The following is an 18,709-nucleotide window of genomic DNA, read 5'->3' as shown; positions in this document are numbered from 1 at the left end:
CACAGATTGATCGCGATACCTTGTGGGAGCGGCCTTGTGTCGCGATGGGCCGCAAAGCGGCCCTAATATCCACCCGCTGGCGCGGTGTCAGCGGGTTGCTATCCAGATCAACAACCCCGCCTGAAACACCGCAAACGCCACCAGGCAGGTGATGGTGAAGCGCAGCCCGCTGTCCTCGCGGTGGTACTTGGCCACCCGTTCATCGCGCTCGCGCAGTTGCCCCTCCATCTCTTGCAACTGCTGGTCCGCCTGCTGCAGCAGGTTGGCGGCGTCCAGAATCTCCACTCGCTGCAGGCGCTCGTTGCTCCAAGCGGCCTTCAGCTGGCCTACGGTCATGTCCACGGTCCGGCCCTTCAGGTGCTGGCCGTCCTCGTACTCCACTTCGATCCCCACCCCGCGCAAGCATTGGTCACGGCGCAGGCGTGAGTCCTCGCTCAGAGCGTCCTTGCTCGGCAGCGCCATGCCTGGCACCCGGTAGTGCGGCCACTTGCGCTGCAGCCATTGCGCGGCCTGGGCGAGCATGAAGCGGCCAATGCCACGGTTTACCGGTTCCAGTTGCAGGCCGTGTTCACTGCCAATGCGCACAAGGCGCTCGGTATGGTCTACGCGGATGTCCAGGCGGTTCTGCTCTTTGTGCACCTTTTGCCCAGGCAGCTGGATTTCCATGCGTAGCAAGCTGTGGGCCTTGTCGTGGCGCTCGGCATAGCCGAACTGCACAAAGCGTAGCGGCCGTGCGCCGGTGCTGCGGTCGGTGGGCAGCGCGGCCAGGCGCAGCAGCTGGAAGTGTTCTGTGGCCAGTTCTGCCCAAGGCAGGGCAGGGTTTTCCTGGGATTCTTCGGCCGGCTCTGCGGCGGCGGGGGCGGTAGTCATCAGGCTTGTCCTCGGCTATGCCTGCTGTATCGGCAGGCTTGCCGCGGACCTGAGCTCGTTTACCTCATGCCGAAGGCAAATGCTGGATGAACGTCACAATGCGCTCACCCAGCTCGCGCGCCAGCGGCAGCTCGGGGTTGAGGTAGCTGTCGCGCTGCTGGCTCATGTCCCTGGGGCTGATGCGCAGCATGTGGTTCATGCCGTCGATCAGCACAAGCTGTGCATCCGGCTTGGCCGCCTTGAGCCGTTCGGCGTCGGCCACGTCCACCTGCACGTCGTTGCGCCCCTGCACGATCAATGCGGGCATGGGCAGGCGGGCAAAGGCTGCCGCCGGGTTCTGCTGGAACAGCGAGATCAGGTAGGGCTGAACGCTGGGGCGGAACACCTGGCGCAGCGGCGCGGGTACTTCCAGGCTGGTTTGCCCGGCCTGCAGGCGGTCGAGCAGGGCGCTGCCACTGGCCAGTTGCGCCGGTGGCAGCCGCTTGGCCAGTTGCTCGCGCAGCACGTCGGCCAGCGGCCGGCCACTGCCGGCCAGGGTGATCACCGCGCTGGCGCCGGCCTGTTCTGCAGCCAGGCTTGCAATCAGCGCACCTTCGCTATGCCCAACCAGGATCAGCGGGCCGAAGCGCGGGTCAGCCTTGAGCTTGTGGCTCCAGGCGACCACATCGGCCACGTAGCGCTCCACGCTGAGGTTGCGCTCATCAGGCGTGGCCGGCTGGCTGGCAGCCACTCCACGCTTGTCGTAGCGCACGCTTGCAATGTGCTCGTTGGCCAGTAGCAAAGCCAGGCGTTTGAGGTTGTCGACCCGGCCCGACGCCGGGTTGTTGCCGTCGCGGTCGGTGGGGCCGGAGCCGGCGATAATCAGTACCACCGGCGGCGGGGAGGCCTGTTGTGGCAGCAGCAGGCTGCCGTGCAGCACGCCTTGGCCGGTGTCCAGGTCGATCGGGCGTTGCAGCACGGTGGGGGCAGCGGCCTGGGCCAGGCCGGTGCACAGCAGTAAGAGCAAGGCGACGAGGCGCGACATCATGCGGTACTACATGGGGAGATGCAGCTTTGACCCAATGTTTGCGGGAAGGTTCTCGGGTAGTGTGTTGCAGGATCGGCCCCATCGCTGGCTTGCCGGCGATAGGGCCAGTACAGACAACCAATCCATCTGTATACTGCCGCTTTCGTCCATTTCAGGCAGAACTCGCGGAGCGCCCATGTCCGGCAATACCTACGGCAAGCTGTTCACTGTCACCACCGCTGGCGAAAGCCATGGCCCGGCGTTGGTCGCCATTGTCGATGGATGCCCACCGGGCCTTGAAATTTCCCTGGCCGACCTGCAGCACGACCTCGACCGGCGCAAGCCTGGCACCAGCCGGCACACCACCCAGCGCCAGGAAGCCGATGAGGTGGAAATCCTCTCCGGCGTGTTCGAAGGCCGCACCACTGGCTGCTCGATCGGCTTGCTGATCCGCAACACCGACCAGAAGTCCAAGGACTACTCGGCCATCAAGGACCTGTTCCGCCCGGCCCACGCCGACTACACCTACCATCACAAATACGGCATCCGCGACTACCGCGGCGGTGGCCGCAGCTCGGCCCGCGAAACCGCCATGCGCGTGGCCGCTGGTGCCATTGCCAAGAAGTACCTGGCCACCCAGGGCATCACCGTACGTGGCTACATGAGCCAGCTGGGTCCGATTGAAATCCCGTTCAAGACCTGGGAATCGGTGGAGCAGAACGCCTTCTTCAGCCCCGACCCGGACAAGGTGCCGGAGCTGGAGGCCTACATGGACCAACTGCGCCGTGACCAGGACTCTGTAGGTGCCAAGATCACAGTGGTCGCCGAGGGTGTGATGCCTGGCCTGGGCGAGCCGATCTTCGACCGCCTCGATGCCGAGCTGGCCCATGCGCTGATGAGCATCAACGCGGTCAAAGGCGTGGAAATCGGCGCCGGCTTCGCCAGCGTGGCCCAGCGCGGTACCGAGCACCGTGACGAGCTGACCCCGCAAGGCTTCCTCAGCAATAACGCAGGCGGCATCCTGGGCGGCATTTCCTCGGGCCAGCCGATCGTTGCCCACCTGGCGCTGAAGCCGACTTCCAGCATCACCACCCCGGGTCGCTCGATCGACATCGACGGCAACCCGGTGGACGTCATCACCAAAGGCCGCCACGACCCGTGCGTGGGCATCCGCGCCACGCCGATCGCCGAGGCGATGATGGCCATCGCGCTGATGGACCACCTGCTGCGCCACCGCGCGCAGAATGCCGATGTGAAGGTAACCACCCCGGTGCTGGGCCAGCTCTGACCGTGTTGCTTGCGCCGGCCCGCTCTTTGCAGCAGCAGCCTCGTGCTGCGAAAGGGCCGGTGCAGCTAGCACACATCTCTATGGCGACATCGGCCCTTTCGCAGCACAAGGCTGCGCCTACAGGGTGGTGCCGGTTCAGACGGTAAATCCATGCAACCCATCCCCTACTGGCGCCTGTCCAGCTTCTACCTGTTCTACTTCGCCCTGCTAGGCTCCACCGCCCCCTTCCTGGCCCTGTACTTCGACCACCTGGGCTTCTCCCCGGCGCGTATCGGCGAGCTGGTGGCCATTCCCATGCTGATGCGCTGCATCGCCCCCAACCTGTGGGGCTGGCTGGGCGACCGTACCGGCCAGCGCTTGTTGATCGTGCGCCTGGGCGCGTTGTCCACCCTGGCCACCTTCGCCCTGATCTTCTTCGGCATAAGCTACGCGTGGCTGGCGCTGGTGATGGCCCTGCACGCGTTCTTCTGGCACGCGGTGCTGCCGCAGTTCGAGGTCATCACCCTGGCCCACCTGCACGGGCAAACGTCGCGCTACAGCCAGGTGCGCCTGTGGGGCTCTATCGGCTTCATCCTCGCGGTGGTTGGCCTGGGCCGCCTGTTCGAATGGCTGAGCCTGGACATCTACCCGGTGGCCCTGGTCACGATCATGGCCGGTATTGTCGCTGCCAGCCTGTGGGTGCCAAACGCCCAGCCGGTGGAGCAGGGCGAGCGCAAAGGCGCCGGCGGCTTCCTGCAGCAGTTGCGGGCCCCGGGGGTGGTCGCGTTCTACGCCTGCGTGGCGCTGATGCAGCTCAGCCATGGGCCGTACTACACCTTCCTTACCCTGCACCTGGAGCACCTGGGTTACAGCCGCAGTGCCATCGGCCTGCTGTGGGCGCTGGGGGTGGTGGCCGAAGTGCTGATGTTCATGGTGATGAGCCGGCTATTTGCGCGCTTCAGTGTGCAACGCGTTTTGCTGGTCAGCTTTTTGCTGGCGGCTTTGCGCTGGTTGCTGCTGGGCAACCTGGCCGAGGCACCGGCCGTGCTGATCTTCGCCCAGCTGCTGCACGCGGCCACCTTCGGTTGCTTTCACGCTGCCAGCATCGCGTTCGTCCAGGCCAGTTTCGGCGCCCGCCAGCAGGGCCAGGGCCAGGCGTTGTACGCGGCGCTGTCGGGCACCGGCGGTGCACTGGGGGCATTATATTCGGGCTACAGCTGGAAACTGCTGGGCCCCACCTTCACCTTTGGTATGGCCAGTGCCGCAGCCTTGGCTGCAGCCGTTATCATTGCCCTTTGTTCGCAACCGACCAGGACCCGCCCCTGATGAGCATTCTCAGCGTTTTTCACCCCGCCAGCCCGGAACTGCCGAACAAGGTGCTGACCCACCACGACGATATCGCCGCGACCCTTGCCGAGCAGGGCGTGCATTTTTCCCATTGCGAGCCTGGCCTGCGGGTGCGGCCTGGCACGGCCGACGGTGAGGCACTGGAGCTCAGCCGTGAGTATCTGGACCAGTTGATGACTGCACACGGCAGCAAAGCCTACGTGTTGTTGAACCGTGACGGTGAAGACGCGCTGCAAGTCGATGTGCGCGATGAGCATGTGCATGAGGCCGACGAGGTGTTTGCCGTGGTCAGCGGGCGGGCGCAGGTTGGCCTGCGGCTGGGCGACTGGGTGTATTCGGTGCTGTGCGAGAAGGGTGACCAGCTGGTAGTGCCGGCGGGAACACGGCGCTGGGTAGAACTGGGCGCGACGCCTTTTTGCCTGGCGTTGCGTTTGTATGGCAGCGAGCAGGGCGCGCAAGCGCGATTCACCGGGGATGTGACTGCGCGGGCGTTCATGGGGATTGACGAGCTTTAATTGCTGGGTAGGCCCTATCGCCGGCAAGCCAGCTCCCACAGGTTATGCGCAGGCCTTGAGGCCGACGTGGTCAATGTGGGGGCTGGCTTGCCGGCGATGGGGCCACTAGCAACACCACCAAGCTCAGCGATAGGTCGGCAGGGCAAACCGTTGCTGGCTCTGCAGCATGGTAATCACTGGCAACTCGCTGGCCTGTTCAGCCAGGTCACGGCGGATGGCGCTGATCGCCCAGGACAGTTGCTCTGCGTTGTGCAGCTGCGCATAGGTCAGCACCCGGCGGGTGACTTTGTTGTCAGCGGCACGCAGGGTCAACAGTACGCCGCCATCAGGGCGTGCCTGGGTGGTCACCTGATAGGCCGAAAATACCGAGACGAACTTTTGCTGGATGAGGTCCATATCAACTCCTGGCTAGTGTGGCAGACATGAGTTGATGATTGCAGCGACCGTGCCAGAACTTGATTTCAGAAAAAACCCAGTAAAAACAGTCAATTAATAGGTATTTGAAGAAGCGGTGCCGTGCAGGTTGCATGGTCGTGCATTTTGCACAGTGCATTTTGCACGGGTCCGGCTTTAGCTATTGGCCCTATAGAATCTGAACCTTTGACCACAATGGCGTGCCTGACAAACACTTGGGCAATCATTTATGCCAGGAGGTTCCCGATGTCCAGCCACACCGCGCCAGCCACAATGACCGACGACGAAACTGCTGCGTTCGCCGAGCAAGTGTTCGAACGTGCCCGCCAGGGGGATGCTGAAATGCTTGGTCGCCTGCTTGCCAGCGGCCTGCCGGCCAACCTGCGTAACCACAAAGGCGATACCCTGCTGATGCTGGCCAGCTACCACGGCCACCACGACGCGGTGCGCGTGCTCCTGGCGCAGGGCGCCGACCCGCTGATTGCCAACGACAACGGCCAGTTGCCGATTGCCGGTGCCGCGTTCAAGGGGGATTTGGCGATGATCCGCCTGCTGCTGGAGCACGGCGTGCCAGTCGATGCCGCGGCGCAGGACGGCCGCACCGCATTAATGCTGGCGGCCATGTTCAACCGCAGCGAAATCCTCGAGTACCTGTTGGCCCAAGGCGCCGACCCGACTCGCCAGGATGCCCGCGGCGCCACCGCGCTGATGGCCGCGCAAACCATGGGCGCGGTGGACACAGCCGCACGCTTGCAAACGCTGGCCGGCTAACCGCCCGGGGGCATTTGCGGCTATCCTTGGCGACTTTTCACCCGTCGCAGGCCCCCTTTCATGAAAACTCAGTTGCTCGAATTCATCAGCCTCATTGGCGCCGGCTGCATGCGTGAGGCCGACATCGAGCGCATCGCCGACGAGGCCGCCCAGGCCTACGCCGACCCGGCCGCTTTCCTGGCCGCCAACCCCGACATCAACTACGACGACAGCTTCCCCATCCCGCTGGGCGAATGGGTGGTGCTGGGCAGCTTGCCGGACACCGTAGTGTTCCAGGCTGACAGCTATCAGGACCTGTTCCAGCAGATCAGCGACTCGTTCGACAGCAGCGTGCCGTTCACCCTCAAGCCCAAGCAACTGGCCCGCACCGAGCCACTGACCGCGCTCAACCGCATTCAGGTGCAGATGGGCGCACTGAACAAAGAAGCCGGTGGTTATGTGTTGCTGAACTTCAGCCAGTTGCTGGATGACGAGCTGCAGGTGGTGATGGTGGGGCAGAACGACCTGGCGCGCGTGCTGGAACTGGGTGCAGCGCTGGGCATCAAGGTCGAGCCGGCCCTGGAAGCCCTGAAAGTCGCCGTGCACATCTGATTTCGTCGTTTGCCTCTTCGCGGGCAAGCCCGCGAAGAGGCCGGCACAGGCAACCGCAAAACCTCAGCCCAGCGCGGTATCCAGAAACATCATCACGCCGAAGCCACCCATCAACCCAAGGGTTGCCGCCGTCTGGTGCCCATTGCGGTGGGTTTCGGGGATGACCTCGTGGCTCACCACAAAGATCATCGCCCCCGCCGCCAGCCCCATGCTGATCGGGTAGGCGAGGGCAAAGCCGGTCGAAATCCCCAGCCCGATCACCGCCCCCAGCGGCTCCATCAGCCCAGACCCTATCGCCACCAGCGCGGCTTTCATGTTCGAAAGCCCGGTAGCGCGCAGGGCCAGCGCCACGGCCAGCCCCTCAGGGATGTCCTGGATGGCGATGGCGCTGGTCAGCGGCAGGCCGATGTTCATGTCGCCATTGGCGAAGCTCACGCCAATCGCCATGCCTTCGGGCAGGTTGTGCAATGTGATCGCCAGCACGAACAGCCATACCCGGCTGATACGCTCGGCCTCGGGGCCGCATGGGCCGGTGCTTTCGTGCTCGTGCGGGGTGAACCGGTCCAGGCCCAGCATCAGCAATACGCCCAGCGCCATGCCCAGCACTACGGTAAAGGCCGCAGCCGGGCCGTTGCCGGTGATCTCGCGGGCGGCGTCCAGGCCCGGCAGAATCAGTGAAAACGAACTGGCCGCCAGCATCATGCCGGCGGCAAAGCCAAGCATCACGTCCTGGGTGCGGGCGCTGACATCGCGCAGCACTACCGCCAGCACTGCACCCAACGCGGTGGCGCCAAAGCCGGACAACCCGCCTAGCACGGCCAGGTGCAGGTTATCGGCATGGTCGCCGTTCACCGCGTTCCAGAAGCTGGCCACCAGCAGTGCGATCACTGCCAGCAGGCTCAGCCCCAGGCCGGCGCTGAGCCAAGGGGTGTGGGCCACCTGCTGACGCCAGGCGTGCAGCAGTGAAAGTGGGGCGGCGCTTTGGCTGTGTGCGGGGGGCATGCGAACCTCGAATCAGTTATTGCAGTCAGTCTACTCAGGGACCTGTGCCAACGGCCAAGGATTCCCTTCTATTGGTGCGATAGCTGGCTATGCTGTGCAGCAAAGCCTCTGGACAGGAGTTTAGGCATGGGGTCTACCTTCAACAGCCTCGTCGGGCTGATCATTCTGGCGCTGGATATCTGGGCCATCCTCAATGTCATCAAGAGTGGCAGCGAGGTGGGTGTCAAAGTGTTGTGGATCTTGCTGATCGCACTGTTGCCGGTGGTAGGGCTGGTGATCTGGGCAATTGCCGGGCCGCGGGGGAACGTGCGCATCTGAACGCCTGTGCCGGCCTTTTCGCGGGCTCGCCCGCTCCCACAGGTACTGCGCCGCTCTCAAGAGTTGTGGGGCTCCTGTGGGAGCGGGCAAGCCCGCGAAGAGGCCGGCACAGACAAAAGCCGCAACATCCCAGTGACAAAATTTTCACATTGGTTTAAACAGAATCCGCACCCGCACAATGCTGCGTTGGTCTAGCGCCATCGCCTCTTCGCAAACCGCAATCCTAGGACCTCCCCATTCATGGCTAACACGGACGCCTTGAAGCAACAGGGCGCGCGAACGTCGTTTTCGCCGACCCTGAAATCCCACCTGGCCTACACGCTGCTCAGCGGGCTGGTGATCATGCTGATGCTCAGCCTGGTGCGCCTGGCGCTGCTGGTCTACAACAGCGACATGATCGGTGATACCCCGTATTCCACCGTTGCCGAAGGCTTCCTCAACGGCTTGCGCTTCGACCTGCGCGTGGTGGTGTACCTCAGCATCCCGCTGCTGCTGGCCATCCTAAGCCCTTGGGCAATGGCCCGGCGTGGGGTGTTCCGCTTCTGGCTGACCCTTGCCTCGAGCGTGGTAATGTTCCTCGGCCTGATGGAGATGGACTTCTACCGCGAGTTCCACCAGCGCCTTAACGGCCTGGTGTTCCAGTACATCAAGGAAGACCCGAAAACCGTCATGAGCATGCTCTGGTACGGTTTCCCGGTGGTGCGCTACCTGCTGGCCTGGGCCTTCGGTACCTGGCTGCTGAGCCTGCTGTTCAAGGGCATCGACCGCGCGACCCGTGGCGAAGGCCTGCACCGGGTTGCCCCATGGTACAACCGCCTGGCGGTGTTCATGGTGATTCTGCTGGTGGCCGTGGTCGCTGCCCGTGGCACCCTGCGCCAAGGCCCGCCAATGCGCTGGGGTGATGCGTTTACCACTGACTCCAACTTCGTCAACCAGTTAGGCCTGAACGGCACCCTGACCCTGATCGACGCTGCCAAGAGCCGCTTCGGCGAAGACCGCGCCAACATCTGGAAGCCGGTACTGGAGCAGAACGTGGCCACGCAAAGCGTGCGCGAGCAACTGCTGACGGCACACGACACCCTGGTCGATGCCGACGAGGCTGCCATCCGCCGCGACTTCGTGCCGCCGGCCGAGCGCACCCTGCCGATCAAGAACGTGGTGGTGATCCTGATGGAAAGCTTCGCCGGCCACTCGGTAGGCGCACTGGGCAGCCCCAACAACATTACCCCGTACTTCGACAAGCTGGCCAAAGAAGGCCTGCTATTCGACCGCTTCTTCTCCAACGGCACCCATACCCATCAAGGTATGTTCGCCACCATGGCCTGCTTCCCCAACCTGCCAGGCTTCGAATACCTGATGCAGACCCCGGAAGGCGGCCACAAGCTGTCGGGCCTGCCGGCACTGCTGAGCGCCCGTGATTACGACGACGTGTACGTCTACAACGGCGATTTTGCCTGGGACAACCAGTCCGGGTTCTTCGGCAACCAGGGCATGACCACCTTCATTGGCCGTAACGACTTCGTCAACCCGGTGTTCTCCGACCCGACCTGGGGCGTGTCCGACCAGGACATGTTCGACCGCGGCAACGAGGAGCTGGCCAAGCACGACGGCAAGAAACCGATCTACGCGCTGCTGCAGACGCTTTCCAACCACACCCCATACGCGCTGCCCAAAGACCTGCCGGTCGAGAAGGTCACCGGGCAAGGCCGCCTGGACGAGCACCTCACTGCCATGCGCTATTCGGACTGGGCGCTGGGCCAGTTCTTCGAGAAGGCGCGTAAAGAGCCATACTTCAAGGAAACCCTGTTCGTCATCGTCGGCGACCATGGCTTTGGCAACCACCAGCAAGTCACCGAACTGGACCTGGGCCGTTTCAACGTGCCGCTGCTGCTGATTGCCCCGGGCATTCAGGAGAAGTTTGGTGCGGTGAACCACACCGTGGGCACCCAGGTCGACATCGTGCCGACCATCATGGGCCGCCTGGGTGGCAAGGCCCGCCACCAGTGCTGGGGGCGTGATCTGCTCAACCTGCCTGAGGGTGACCAGGGCGTGGGCATGATCAAGCCGTCGGGCAGCGAGCAGATCGTCGGCCTGGTGCAAGGCGACCGCATCCTGATCGAGTCCAAGGACATGACCCCGCGCATGTACCGCTATCAGTTGGGCAGCGAGTTCAAGGCCGAACTGATTGAAAGCCCGGACCAGCCAGAAATGCTGAAAAAGCTGGAAGCGTATATCCAGACGGCGACCAAGAGCCTGCTGGATAACACCGCCGGTGTCGTGCACGGCACGCCGAAGTAAGGCTGCAAAAGGGGCCGCTTTGCGGCCCTTTCGCGGGGCAAGCCCGCTCCCACAGGGATATCATCGCAATCCCGCCGTTGATATCTCTATGGGAGCGGGCTTGCCCCACGAAGAGGCCCTCACAGACTGAACATTCTCCCGGCCCCAAGGTCAGTTGATCAGGCATCACACCGTGGTGTATCTGGATTGGGAGGACTTGTTCAATGAAAGAGTGGGAAGTCATCTTTGCCGATCAAAAAGGCGAACCGTCCACCCTGATGCTGCGGACCGAGCACCGTCCCAGCGAGGAGGAAGCCGCGCGGGCCATCCGTTCGCAGCTGTTCCCGGTGATGGACGAGCTGGACCTCAACGACTTCCAGGACCGCACCATTTCCCCGACCGCCCGCTGGCTCAAGGAGCATAGCGGGGTGACCATCACCAGTATTCACGAAGCGCCCTGACCCACACGTTTGCGTGGTGCCTGTTCAAGCGCTACGATGATGAAAGGTGCCTGCCATTCTGCGGGTAGGCGCCGTTTCAATTCGCGTCTTGCATCAGCTCGAACTGCTCGGCCATTGATTGCCGGCAGGTGCGTAGTGCACGGAAAGTCTATCCATTGCGTTATTCAGGAGGACGATTCATGAGCAGCCAGAACGACGATATCAGCAGCAACGTCCTGCGCCAGATGAAGGCAGGCGGTTTCGACTTCACCCAGATTCACCCCATCGAGTTCTATGCCGTATTCCCCGATGAAGCAGGTGCCCGCCGCGCCGCCGGGCAGTTTCGTGGCGAATCGCTCAATGCCCAGGTGAAAGAGCTGGGCGACGGTGCCTGGCACCTGGAACTGAGCAAGGTCATGTATGCGACCTATGGCGGGATTGGCGACTTTGAAGAGGCGTTCGAGCAGTTGGTGACACCTTATGGGGGGGAGGTGGAAGGGTGGGGAGTCAAGCACGAACGGCAGACTGCCTGAAGGTTTTCCGTTGCCTTCTTCGCGGGTGAAGCCGCGAAGAAGCCCTCAAGGCTTGCGCCCAGCCATATGCCCCAGATAAGCCAGCAACGCATCCAGGTCTTGTTCACTCAGCACGTTTTCAGCAAACCCCGGCATCTTTGCCTGCGGCCACTGCCTTAGGCTTTGCGGGTTGCGAATCAATTGGCGCAGATAACCCGGCTGGAAATACTCGGTCGGGTTGTGCGGCATGTTCAAATCCGGCCCCATTTGCGCATCCCCCGCACCGTTAAGGCGGTGGCACGCCATGCAGTTCTGCTGAAACAAGGCAAAGCCCTGGCGCACCGGGCTATCGGCTGGCAACTTCGGATCGGGCAGCAAGGCCGGGAAGCGCGTCTCGACAGCGTCCAGTTTACGAAGGGTGGAAATCTGGAACGGCCACTGCTCCGGGCGAATGCCGCTCGCTTGCGGCTGAGTCCACACCAGGTAGAACGGCCCCGCGCTGGGTTTGCCCTTGCCCAATGCCGGCCACGGTTTGTCGGGGTCCTCTATGGCCAACCAGGCCCGTGCCGGCCCTTGCTGTAGCAGCGGTGCGGCGGGCATTTCGGCGGCAAAGCCATCCCGTGCCACGGCCTGCAGGTGATCCGCGGGGCTTACGCCTTCCAGCAGCGTGGCCAATGGCACCGCCCGATAGTGCATGGGGCGTTTGTATGACACATCCTGATCGACGCTGATATCCCGGGCCTGCGGGTGGCCGAGCAGTTCGGCGCTGCTCCACTGGCGCGCGCTGGCGCCCAGCTCAAGGTGCAGTTGCGCCGCCGACAGCGGCAGGCTCAGGAACAACGCAAACAGTGCAAGGCAGTGGCGCATGGGTAATCTCCGACCATCAAGGCCGGCAGGTTACCTGTGCACTGCCCGTTGGCGCCACCGCCAGGGTCAGCCGAACAAACGTGTCAGGTTCGGCAATATCAACAGCAATGTCGTGGCAAAGAGAATGAGCCCAGCTTGGCGAATTTTTGATTGTCTGAACATGGCGGACCGCCTTCTTGTTGTTATTCCTGAATACCCGTTGGCTTCCTTGTCGCGCTTCGGGTCGATCACAGTGGCGACGCTTGGCGCCTGAACTGCATGCCTCTTGAAAGTGGATATACATCCAACAGTAGGGTGTGTGTGATGCATGTTTGAGAACCCTTTGTTCTAATTGTGTGGTTCATTGATTTCAGTTAGCTATGAGGCCATGTGCCATCTGGCTGGCATGCTCTGACTAGACAGGGGCGCAAGCACAAAGCGGGTACCGACGAAATGTGACCGTTCGTCAGTGCAGCCTACTTGCTTGTACGTGTCTTTCGCGTCAGTCTCTACAGCAGATTCCCACCCATGTCGTTCAGGACTACCCCTATGTCGTTACGCATCTGCATCCTTGAAACCGATGTCCTGCGACCGGAGTTGACGGCGCAGTACCAGGGCTATGGCAGGATGTTCGAGCAGCTTTTCTCGCGTCAGCCGATTGCCGCCGAATTTCGTGTCTACAACGTGATGCACGGCGACTATCCCGCCGAGAATGAAGTGTTCGATGCCTACCTTGTGACGGGCAGCAAGGCCGATTCGTTCGGTACAGATGCCTGGATCCAGACGCTCAAGGCCTACTTGCTGAAGCTTTACGAGCGTGGCGAGAAGCTGCTGGGGGTGTGTTTTGGCCATCAGTTGCTGGCGCTGACCTTGGGTGGCAAGGCCGAGCGGGCGGAAAAGGGCTGGGGCGTGGGCATCCATCGCTACTCGCTGGCGGCCCATGCGCCATGGATGGACCCGGAGGTGTCGGAGCTGACCTTGCTGATCAGCCACCAGGACCAGGTGACCGAACTGCCGGAAGGCGCCACGGTGATTGCTTCAAGCGATTTCTGCCCGAATGCGGCGTACCATATCCGCGACCAGGTGCTGTGCTTCCAGGGCCACCCGGAGTTCGTGCACGACTATTCACGCGCGCTGCTGGATGCCCGCCAGGAATACCTGGGGGATGAGGTGTACCACAAGGCGGTGGCCAGCCTGGCCACCGAGCACCAGGGCGACCTGGTGGGGGAGTGGATGATGCGCTTTATCCAGCAGCCGGTGAGCAAGCATAACGCGGCCTAGTGGCGTGGGCCGCAAAGCGGCCCCGGCAATCTCAGAGCCAGCCAGACTTTTTGAAGCTGGCAAACAACCCCGTACATCCCAGCACGATCACCCCCAGTACCCCGAAGTATCCATAGTGCCACCCCAGCTCCGGCATGTTCTGGAAGTTCATCCCGTAAATCCCCGCAATCGCTGTAGGGAACGCCAGAATCGCCGCCCAGGCCGCGAACTTGCGTTGCACGATGCTCTGCCGTGACGACTCCAGCAGCATGCCGATCTCGATGGTCTGGCTGGCGATGTCGCGGATGCCGGCCAGGTCTTCCATCTGCCGGGTCACGTGAATCTGCACGTCACGAAAATACGGGCGCATGTTCTTGTCGATAAACGGGAAGCTCAGGCGCTGCAACTCCTCGCTCACTTCCACCATCGGCGCCACATAGCGGCGCAGGCGCAGGATGTCGCGGCGCAGGCTGTGCAGGCGGCGGATGTCATCCTCCTGCAACGAACCGCCGAGCACGCTTTGCTCCAACTCCTCGATTTCACCATGAATGGCCTCGCTGACCGGCTGGTAGTTCTCGGTGACGAAGTCGAGCAGGGCGTACAGCACAAAATCTTCACCGTGCTCCAGCAGCAGCGGCCGCGCCTCGCAGCGCTGGCGCACCAGGGCATAGGATTTGGAGTGGCCATTGCGGCACGTGATGATGTAGCCGTTGCCGGCAAAGATATGCGTTTCGATGAACTCCAGCTTGCCTTCATGGCGCACTGGCGAGTAGGTGACGATGAACAGCGCGTCGCCGAAGGTTTCCAGTTTGGGCCGGCTGTGCTTTTCCAGGGCGTCTTCGATGGCCAGCTCGTGCAGGTTGAACTGGCATTGCAGGTTGGCCAGTTCCTCGGCGTTGGGCTCTTCCAGGCCAATCCACACAAAGTGCCCCGGCTTGCGCGCCCACTCGCTGCCTTCGTCGATGCTGATGTTGGTGACCTTTCTGCCGGCGCTGTACACCGCCGATGCCACGACTCGACCCATGGTTGCCTGCTTATTCCGGTTGAACACGGGGTACAGCTTGGGCCGTACCCGGCCCAAGAGCAACCGGCTTCAGGCCAGCTCGTGTTCCATGCGGTCGATGCATTGCTGCATCTGCACCCGGCACTGCTCGATCAGCGCCGGGATGTCCCGTTGGGTCATGCCGGCGGTTGTAATGGGCGGCAGCGAACGGACGACTACCGTGCGCTGGCGCCAGCTGTTCAGGCCCATGCGTTTGGCATAGCGGCTGACGCATACCGGCACAATCGGCACGCCGGCCTCGATGGCCATGTGAAAAGCGCCTTTCTTGAATGCCAGCAAGTGTTCACCAGGGTTGCGTGTGCCTTCGGGGAACACCCAGATCGAGGTATCGTCCTGCAGCACGCGGGTGGTTTTCTGCAGGGCCTTGCGTGCCTGGTAGCTGTTCTTGCGGTCGATCAGCACGTTGCCGCCCAGCCAGAACAGCTGGCCGAACAACGGAACCCAGCCCAGGCTTTTCTTGCCGATGGCAACGGTGCGTCGTGGCACGACCTGGCCGAGCACGAACAGGTCGAAGTTGGATTGGTGGTTGGCGATGATCACGCAACCGGGGGGCTGATCCCATAGCGGGCCGACCTCGGCCTTGACCTTGATGCGCAGCAGTCTGGTGGCCGGGCGGCTGTAGAGGTGGGCGAATATGCGGCTGTTGTCGGGGTTGAAGGGGCGGCACAGGCCGATGACCAGGCCCACGACGCCAACCACAAGGAAATGCAGCGCCAGCAGAAGCATGCGCAAGGAATAAAGCATGGTACGACTCACACCAGACAGTCGCCGGGGAGTGTACGGATGTGCACTGGTTCGGGCAAACCTTGTTGCTGCGCCTTGCTGACGGTGGCAGCAGGCTTGCCCCGCGAACACCGGCGGAGCCGGTGCCGTGCAACGCGTTGCCTGCTTCGCGGGGCAAGCCCGCTCCCACAGAGGCCGGTGGGCCTAGCCCATATGCTGCTGGTCCAGCTCGATCGCCTTGTCCAGGGCCTCCAGCAGGCCTTTACGCACTTTCAGCTTGGTGTTCTTGTGCGCCAGCATGTTCAGCTTCTTCAATTCACGCGCCGCCGCCAGTGCCGCTTCCTGCAACTGCTCGGCCGGCACCACTTTGTCGAGGAAGCCGGCATCGACCGCCGCGTGTGGGTCGAATACCTCGGCATTGATCACCGAGCGGTGGAAGGCTGAGCGGCGCAGGCGGTCGCGGGCCAGTTCGATACCGGCATGGTGCATGGTCATGCCGATCTGCACTTCGTTCAGGCACACCTTGTACGGGCCTTCGACGCCAATGCGGTAATCGGCCGACAGCAGCAGGAAAGCGCCCTTGGCCACGGCATTGCCCGGGCAGGCGACCACCACCGGGAACGGGTGCGACAGCAGGCGGCGGGCGAGGGTAGAGCCGGCGGTGACGAGGCTGATTGCCTCTTGCGGGCCGCTGGTCATCACCTTGAGGTCGTAACCACCCGACAGGATGCCTGGCTGCCCGGTGATGATCACCACTGCGCGCGCTTCGATCGCGCGGTCGAGCGCGGCGTTGAAGGCGGTGATGACGTCCGGCGAGATGGCGTTGACCTTGCCGTTGTTCAGGGTCAGGGTGGCGATGCCGTCTTCGGCGTGGTAGGTAATCAGCTCGCTCATGGCAGAGTCCTTTTGTTGGCGTGGCGACGACGTTACCCAGCGCCAGAGGCCAGGTAAAGCAGCAAGGCTGACTGGTCGGTCAGCGTTCACCGCGTGCCAAATGCAAATACATGAAAAATTTGAAAAAAGTGCTTGCCAAAGGGAATGTCTTTCACTAAATTAGCGCACCTCGACGGGCCGCAAGGCTTGAAGAGAAACGGTGAAGTGTCCGAGTGGTCGAAGGAGCACGCCTGGAAAGTGTGTATACGAGAAATCGTATCAAGGGTTCAAATCCCTTCTTCACCGCCACATTCTACGAAGAGCCCCCGCGCTGAAAAGCACGGGGGCTTTTTGTATTTGGGCCTTTGGGGCTGCTTTGCAGCCCATCGCGACGCAAGGCCGCTCCCACAGGGGACCGCGTTCACCTGAGATTCACGCGGTCCCCTGTGGGAGCGGCCTTGCGTCGCGATGGGCCGCAAAGCGGCCCCAAGATCTTAAAAGCTGACCGAAGCCGAAAGCCGAGCGGTACGTGGCGCCCCCTGGAACAGGTAGTTATCCCCCAGATAGTCCCCCACATCGCGCCAATAGCGTTTGTCGAACACGTTATCCACGGTCAGGCGCAGCACCGTGTCATACCCGCCAATGCGCGTACGATACCGGCTCCCTACATCGAACACGGTGTACCCGCCAACCTCCACATTGCCCGCCTGGCTCGCATACTTGCTGGCGCTGTAGCGCGCCCCGCCCAACAGGGCCAGCCCCGGTACCGGCAGCGTGTATTGCGCGTGCAGTGCTGCCCGGAACCTGGGCACATTGATTGCCTGATGGCCTTCATAGGCATCGGTACCGCTGTTTTTCACCCGCGCACGAATGGCTGCGGCGCTGGCCTGTACCTGCAAGTTGCGGGTTACCCAGCCGCTGGCACCCAGCTCCAGGCCGGTGTTTTTCTGCTGGCCTTGCTGCACGTAGGTGAAGTTGCCAGCACCGTCCGGGCGTGCGTACTGGTAGGCCTGGCGGATCTGGAACAGCGCGGCGCTGAGGCTCAGGCCTTGCCAGTCGTGCTTGAGGCCCAGTTCCAGTTGGTGTGAGGTTGTGGGGGCGACGATTTCGGCAGCGTTGCTGGCAAACCAGGGTGCCGTGCCGCCGGCAGACAGGCCCTTGGCGTAGCTGGCGTATACCGTGGTATCTGGCTGCGGCTTGTAGATAAGTGCAGCATTGGGCAGCAACTCATATTGGCGGGTATGGCGCCCGGCAACACCGTTCTCGTCCCAGGTCTTTTCATCCAGGCGCACTTCACGGGCGCCCAGCACGGTCTGCCACTGTTCGTTGAAGCTGATGCGGTCGCTGACGAACAGGCCGTACTGACGGCTGTCCAGGCGGCGTTCGCTGGCGCCGACAGCTTTGTCGGACGGGTCGAAGGCAGGGGCGCCGGTGTAGATGTTGCCGGTACCCAGCCACTCGTTGTAGTACGGCCGTTGATCCAGCGTGCGCCGCTGCGCGCTGGTGCCCACGGTCAGTTCATGCCCTACGCCCAGCGCATCGAAGTGCCCGTTGAGCATGGCCTGTGCTTCATCGGTGCGGCGGGTGTCGTCGGGGCTGCGGAAGTCGTAGATGTCGTAGTCGCCATTGCTGGCAAAGAACGCGCCTTCGCTCGAACCCCAGGCAAACGCGCTGTAATCGTCGATCACCACCTTGCTGCGCGAGGCACTCAAGGTGCCGGTCCAGGCCTCGTTGAAGCGGTACTCGAAGCGCCCGCCCAGGTTCAGCGAGTCGTTCTGCACGGGTTTGGCCCAGTGCTGGTACGCCAAACGATCGTCCGGGTCGATGCCATGAGGCACTGCGGTGCCGCCCAGCAGTTGGTAACCCGGCACCGAGCGCTGTTCGCGGTGCTGGTATTCGGCATCCAGTTGCAGGGTGGCATCCGGGTTGATCTGCCAGTCGAAGGCCAGCGAGGCGAAGTCACGCTTGCCATCCGCATGGTCGACATACGAGCGGATGTCCTCATGGGCCAGGTTGGCACGCAGGCCGAACTGTTTTTCGCTGCCGAACCAGCCACCCAGGTCGGTGGCCAGGTAGCGTTCGCCCTGTGTGTTGGTCGACAGCGTGACGCTACGCACATCCTCGGCGCGCTTGGTCACGTAGTTGACCAGGCCACCCGGCTCTGAAACGCCGCTTTGCAGCCCGGACAGGCCCTTTAGCAACTCGACTTGCTGTTTGTTTTCCAGGGCCACGTTCTGCTCGCCGGCAATGGTCTGGCCGTTGATACGGTAGCTGCTGGCGGCGTTAAGCTCGAAGCCCCTCACGTTGAAGTTTTCGTAGTAGCCGATGGGGGCATAGCTTTCGCCAACCGAGGCGTCGCTTTGCAGCACTTCGCTTAGCTGGCGCACCTGCCGGTCTTCAAGCAGTTGCTGGCTGAAAACGCTGATGGCGGCAGGGGTATCAAGCAAGGGCGCGGGCTGGAAGCCGCCCACTGCGGCCTGGTGTGCCCGATAGCCGTCGTCGCCGTAGGTGTCGGACACCTGCAGCGGGGCCAGCACCACGCTGTTTTCGGCGAGCACATGGGGGCAATGCAGGGCCAGGCCCAGGCTGAGCAGGCTCAGGGGCAGGCGGGGGT

General features: G+C 62.8%; 19 protein-coding genes and 1 tRNA gene. 11 read left to right on the top strand and 9 right to left on the bottom strand.

Translation table 11 applies throughout. From position 1 onward, the window contains the following. Positions 1-87: 87 nt before the first annotated feature. Both AC07XM_RS24505 and AC07XM_RS24500 read right to left on the bottom strand, forming a co-directional pair. Entirely contained in the window at positions 88-870 is a 783-nt protein-coding gene (locus AC07XM_RS24505) for a hypothetical protein (RefSeq protein WP_016485413.1), read from the bottom strand. 64 nt (positions 871-934) lie between these two features. Then, entirely contained in the window at positions 935-1,897 is a 963-nt protein-coding gene (locus AC07XM_RS24500; RefSeq protein ID WP_016485414.1) for an alpha/beta hydrolase, read from the bottom strand. Between the two features lie 175 nt (positions 1,898-2,072). On the opposite strand from AC07XM_RS24500, the gene aroC reads away from it, so the two are divergent. The 3 genes from aroC (at position 2,073) to AC07XM_RS24485 (ending at position 5,005) form a co-directional block, all read left to right on the top strand. Next, entirely contained in the window at positions 2,073-3,164 is a 1,092-nt protein-coding gene (aroC, locus tag AC07XM_RS24495; protein WP_016485415.1) for a chorismate synthase, read from the top strand. A gap of 150 nt (positions 3,165-3,314) precedes the next feature. Continuing rightward, entirely contained in the window at positions 3,315-4,469 is a 1,155-nt protein-coding gene (locus AC07XM_RS24490) for an MFS transporter (protein ID WP_102689858.1), read from the top strand. After that, complete coding sequence (locus tag AC07XM_RS24485) at positions 4,469-5,005, top strand: oxidase (protein WP_023047702.1); 537 nt, start codon at positions 4,469-4,471, stop codon at positions 5,003-5,005. The genes AC07XM_RS24490 and AC07XM_RS24485 overlap by 1 nt, the downstream gene beginning before the upstream one ends. A gap of 123 nt (positions 5,006-5,128) precedes the next feature. Here the strand turns inward: AC07XM_RS24485 and AC07XM_RS24480 are convergent, their stop codons facing one another. Continuing rightward, positions 5,129-5,401, bottom strand: a complete 273-nt coding sequence (locus AC07XM_RS24480) for a DUF3509 domain-containing protein (protein WP_016485418.1) — start codon at positions 5,399-5,401, stop codon at positions 5,129-5,131. Positions 5,402-5,665: 264 nt separating this feature from the next. Between AC07XM_RS24480 and AC07XM_RS24475 the strand changes: the two genes are divergently transcribed. Further along, positions 5,666-6,190, top strand: coding sequence for an ankyrin repeat domain-containing protein (locus tag AC07XM_RS24475; RefSeq protein WP_016485419.1), 525 nt, complete (start codon positions 5,666-5,668; stop codon positions 6,188-6,190). A gap of 60 nt (positions 6,191-6,250) precedes the next feature. Beyond that, entirely contained in the window at positions 6,251-6,781 is a 531-nt protein-coding gene (locus AC07XM_RS24470; protein ID WP_016485420.1) for a hypothetical protein, read from the top strand. A gap of 63 nt (positions 6,782-6,844) precedes the next feature. On the opposite strand, the gene AC07XM_RS24465 is transcribed toward AC07XM_RS24470, so the two are convergent. After that, complete coding sequence (locus AC07XM_RS24465; protein ID WP_016485421.1) at positions 6,845-7,783, bottom strand: ZIP family metal transporter; 939 nt, start codon at positions 7,781-7,783, stop codon at positions 6,845-6,847. 126 nt (positions 7,784-7,909) lie between these two features. Here AC07XM_RS24465 and AC07XM_RS24460 point away from each other — a divergent pair, with 126 nt between their 5' ends. The 4 genes from AC07XM_RS24460 (at position 7,910) to AC07XM_RS24445 (ending at position 11,351) form a co-directional block, all read left to right on the top strand. Next, the gene (locus AC07XM_RS24460) at positions 7,910-8,101 is read left to right on the top strand and encodes a PLDc N-terminal domain-containing protein (RefSeq protein ID WP_016485422.1); all 192 of its coding nucleotides are present in this window, start codon (positions 7,910-7,912) and stop codon (positions 8,099-8,101) included. 240 nt (positions 8,102-8,341) lie between these two features. Beyond that, the gene (locus AC07XM_RS24455; RefSeq protein ID WP_016485423.1) at positions 8,342-10,399 is read left to right on the top strand and encodes an LTA synthase family protein; all 2,058 of its coding nucleotides are present in this window, start codon (positions 8,342-8,344) and stop codon (positions 10,397-10,399) included. Positions 10,400-10,602: 203 nt separating this feature from the next. Beyond that, positions 10,603-10,839: a hypothetical protein gene (locus AC07XM_RS24450; RefSeq protein ID WP_016485424.1), complete on the top strand. Its 237-nt coding sequence runs from the start codon at positions 10,603-10,605 to the stop codon at positions 10,837-10,839. Between the two features lie 179 nt (positions 10,840-11,018). After that, the gene (locus AC07XM_RS24445) at positions 11,019-11,351 is read left to right on the top strand and encodes a ribonuclease E inhibitor RraB (RefSeq protein WP_016485425.1); all 333 of its coding nucleotides are present in this window, start codon (positions 11,019-11,021) and stop codon (positions 11,349-11,351) included. Positions 11,352-11,396: 45 nt separating this feature from the next. Here AC07XM_RS24445 and AC07XM_RS24440 read toward each other — a convergent pair whose 3' ends face one another. After that, on the bottom strand, positions 11,397-12,197 hold the full coding sequence (locus tag AC07XM_RS24440) for a cytochrome c (RefSeq protein WP_102689859.1): 801 nt from the start codon (positions 12,195-12,197) through the stop codon (positions 11,397-11,399). Between the two features lie 528 nt (positions 12,198-12,725). Here AC07XM_RS24440 and AC07XM_RS24435 point away from each other — a divergent pair. Beyond that, positions 12,726-13,457, top strand: a complete 732-nt coding sequence (locus tag AC07XM_RS24435) for an amidotransferase (RefSeq protein WP_102667991.1) — start codon at positions 12,726-12,728, stop codon at positions 13,455-13,457. A gap of 31 nt (positions 13,458-13,488) precedes the next feature. Here the strand turns inward: AC07XM_RS24435 and AC07XM_RS24430 are convergent, their stop codons facing one another. From AC07XM_RS24430 to AC07XM_RS24420, 3 genes are all read right to left on the bottom strand, one after another. Then, a complete protein-coding gene (locus tag AC07XM_RS24430; protein WP_024717731.1) occupies positions 13,489-14,460 on the bottom strand; it encodes a magnesium and cobalt transport protein CorA in 972 nt (323 codons plus the stop codon). 69 nt (positions 14,461-14,529) lie between these two features. After that, on the bottom strand, positions 14,530-15,243 hold the full coding sequence (locus AC07XM_RS24425) for a lysophospholipid acyltransferase family protein (RefSeq protein WP_016485429.1): 714 nt from the start codon (positions 15,241-15,243) through the stop codon (positions 14,530-14,532). Between the two features lie 183 nt (positions 15,244-15,426). Next, positions 15,427-16,116, bottom strand: a complete 690-nt coding sequence (locus AC07XM_RS24420; RefSeq protein ID WP_016485430.1) for a crotonase/enoyl-CoA hydratase family protein — start codon at positions 16,114-16,116, stop codon at positions 15,427-15,429. A 198-nt stretch (positions 16,117-16,314) separates the two neighbouring features. Here AC07XM_RS24420 and AC07XM_RS24415 point away from each other — a divergent pair. Beyond that, positions 16,315-16,404 (top strand) — tRNA-Ser (locus AC07XM_RS24415). 185 nt (positions 16,405-16,589) lie between these two features. Here AC07XM_RS24415 and AC07XM_RS24410 read toward each other — a convergent pair. Further along, the coding region (locus AC07XM_RS24410) for a TonB-dependent siderophore receptor (protein WP_102690347.1) at positions 16,590-18,709 on the bottom strand (2,120 nt) is incomplete at its 5' end.

This window comes from Pseudomonas sp. GW460-LB5, assembly GCF_059423245.1.
This window is presented reverse-complemented; position numbering and strand designations above follow the sequence as displayed.

What these genes read in the sequence shown, in the direction of transcription:
- AC07XM_RS24425 (WP_016485429.1), bottom strand. Translation starts at nt 15,243, where the DNA reads ATGCTTTATTCCTTGCGCATGCTTCTGCTGGCGCTGCATTTCCTTGTG.
- AC07XM_RS24450 (WP_016485424.1), top strand. Translation starts at nt 10,603, where the DNA reads ATGAAAGAGTGGGAAGTCATCTTTGCCGATCAAAAAGGCGAACCGTCC.
- AC07XM_RS24485 (WP_023047702.1), top strand. Translation starts at nt 4,469, where the DNA reads ATGAGCATTCTCAGCGTTTTTCACCCCGCCAGCCCGGAACTGCCGAAC.
- AC07XM_RS24435 (WP_102667991.1), top strand. Translation starts at nt 12,726, where the DNA reads ATGTCGTTACGCATCTGCATCCTTGAAACCGATGTCCTGCGACCGGAG.
- AC07XM_RS24470 (WP_016485420.1), top strand. Translation starts at nt 6,251, where the DNA reads ATGAAAACTCAGTTGCTCGAATTCATCAGCCTCATTGGCGCCGGCTGC.
- AC07XM_RS24445 (WP_016485425.1), top strand. Translation starts at nt 11,019, where the DNA reads ATGAGCAGCCAGAACGACGATATCAGCAGCAACGTCCTGCGCCAGATG.
- AC07XM_RS24430 (WP_024717731.1), bottom strand. Translation starts at nt 14,460, where the DNA reads ATGGGTCGAGTCGTGGCATCGGCGGTGTACAGCGCCGGCAGAAAGGTC.
- AC07XM_RS24460 (WP_016485422.1), top strand. Translation starts at nt 7,910, where the DNA reads ATGGGGTCTACCTTCAACAGCCTCGTCGGGCTGATCATTCTGGCGCTG.
- AC07XM_RS24420 (WP_016485430.1), bottom strand. Translation starts at nt 16,116, where the DNA reads ATGAGCGAGCTGATTACCTACCACGCCGAAGACGGCATCGCCACCCTG.
- AC07XM_RS24505 (WP_016485413.1), bottom strand. Translation starts at nt 870, where the DNA reads ATGACTACCGCCCCCGCCGCCGCAGAGCCGGCCGAAGAATCCCAGGAA.
- AC07XM_RS24440 (WP_102689859.1), bottom strand. Translation starts at nt 12,197, where the DNA reads ATGCGCCACTGCCTTGCACTGTTTGCGTTGTTCCTGAGCCTGCCGCTG.
- AC07XM_RS24475 (WP_016485419.1), top strand. Translation starts at nt 5,666, where the DNA reads ATGTCCAGCCACACCGCGCCAGCCACAATGACCGACGACGAAACTGCT.
- AC07XM_RS24490 (WP_102689858.1), top strand. Translation starts at nt 3,315, where the DNA reads ATGCAACCCATCCCCTACTGGCGCCTGTCCAGCTTCTACCTGTTCTAC.
- AC07XM_RS24455 (WP_016485423.1), top strand. Translation starts at nt 8,342, where the DNA reads ATGGCTAACACGGACGCCTTGAAGCAACAGGGCGCGCGAACGTCGTTT.
- AC07XM_RS24465 (WP_016485421.1), bottom strand. Translation starts at nt 7,783, where the DNA reads ATGCCCCCCGCACACAGCCAAAGCGCCGCCCCACTTTCACTGCTGCAC.
- AC07XM_RS24500 (WP_016485414.1), bottom strand. Translation starts at nt 1,897, where the DNA reads ATGATGTCGCGCCTCGTCGCCTTGCTCTTACTGCTGTGCACCGGCCTG.
- AC07XM_RS24480 (WP_016485418.1), bottom strand. Translation starts at nt 5,401, where the DNA reads ATGGACCTCATCCAGCAAAAGTTCGTCTCGGTATTTTCGGCCTATCAG.
- aroC (WP_016485415.1), top strand. Translation starts at nt 2,073, where the DNA reads ATGTCCGGCAATACCTACGGCAAGCTGTTCACTGTCACCACCGCTGGC.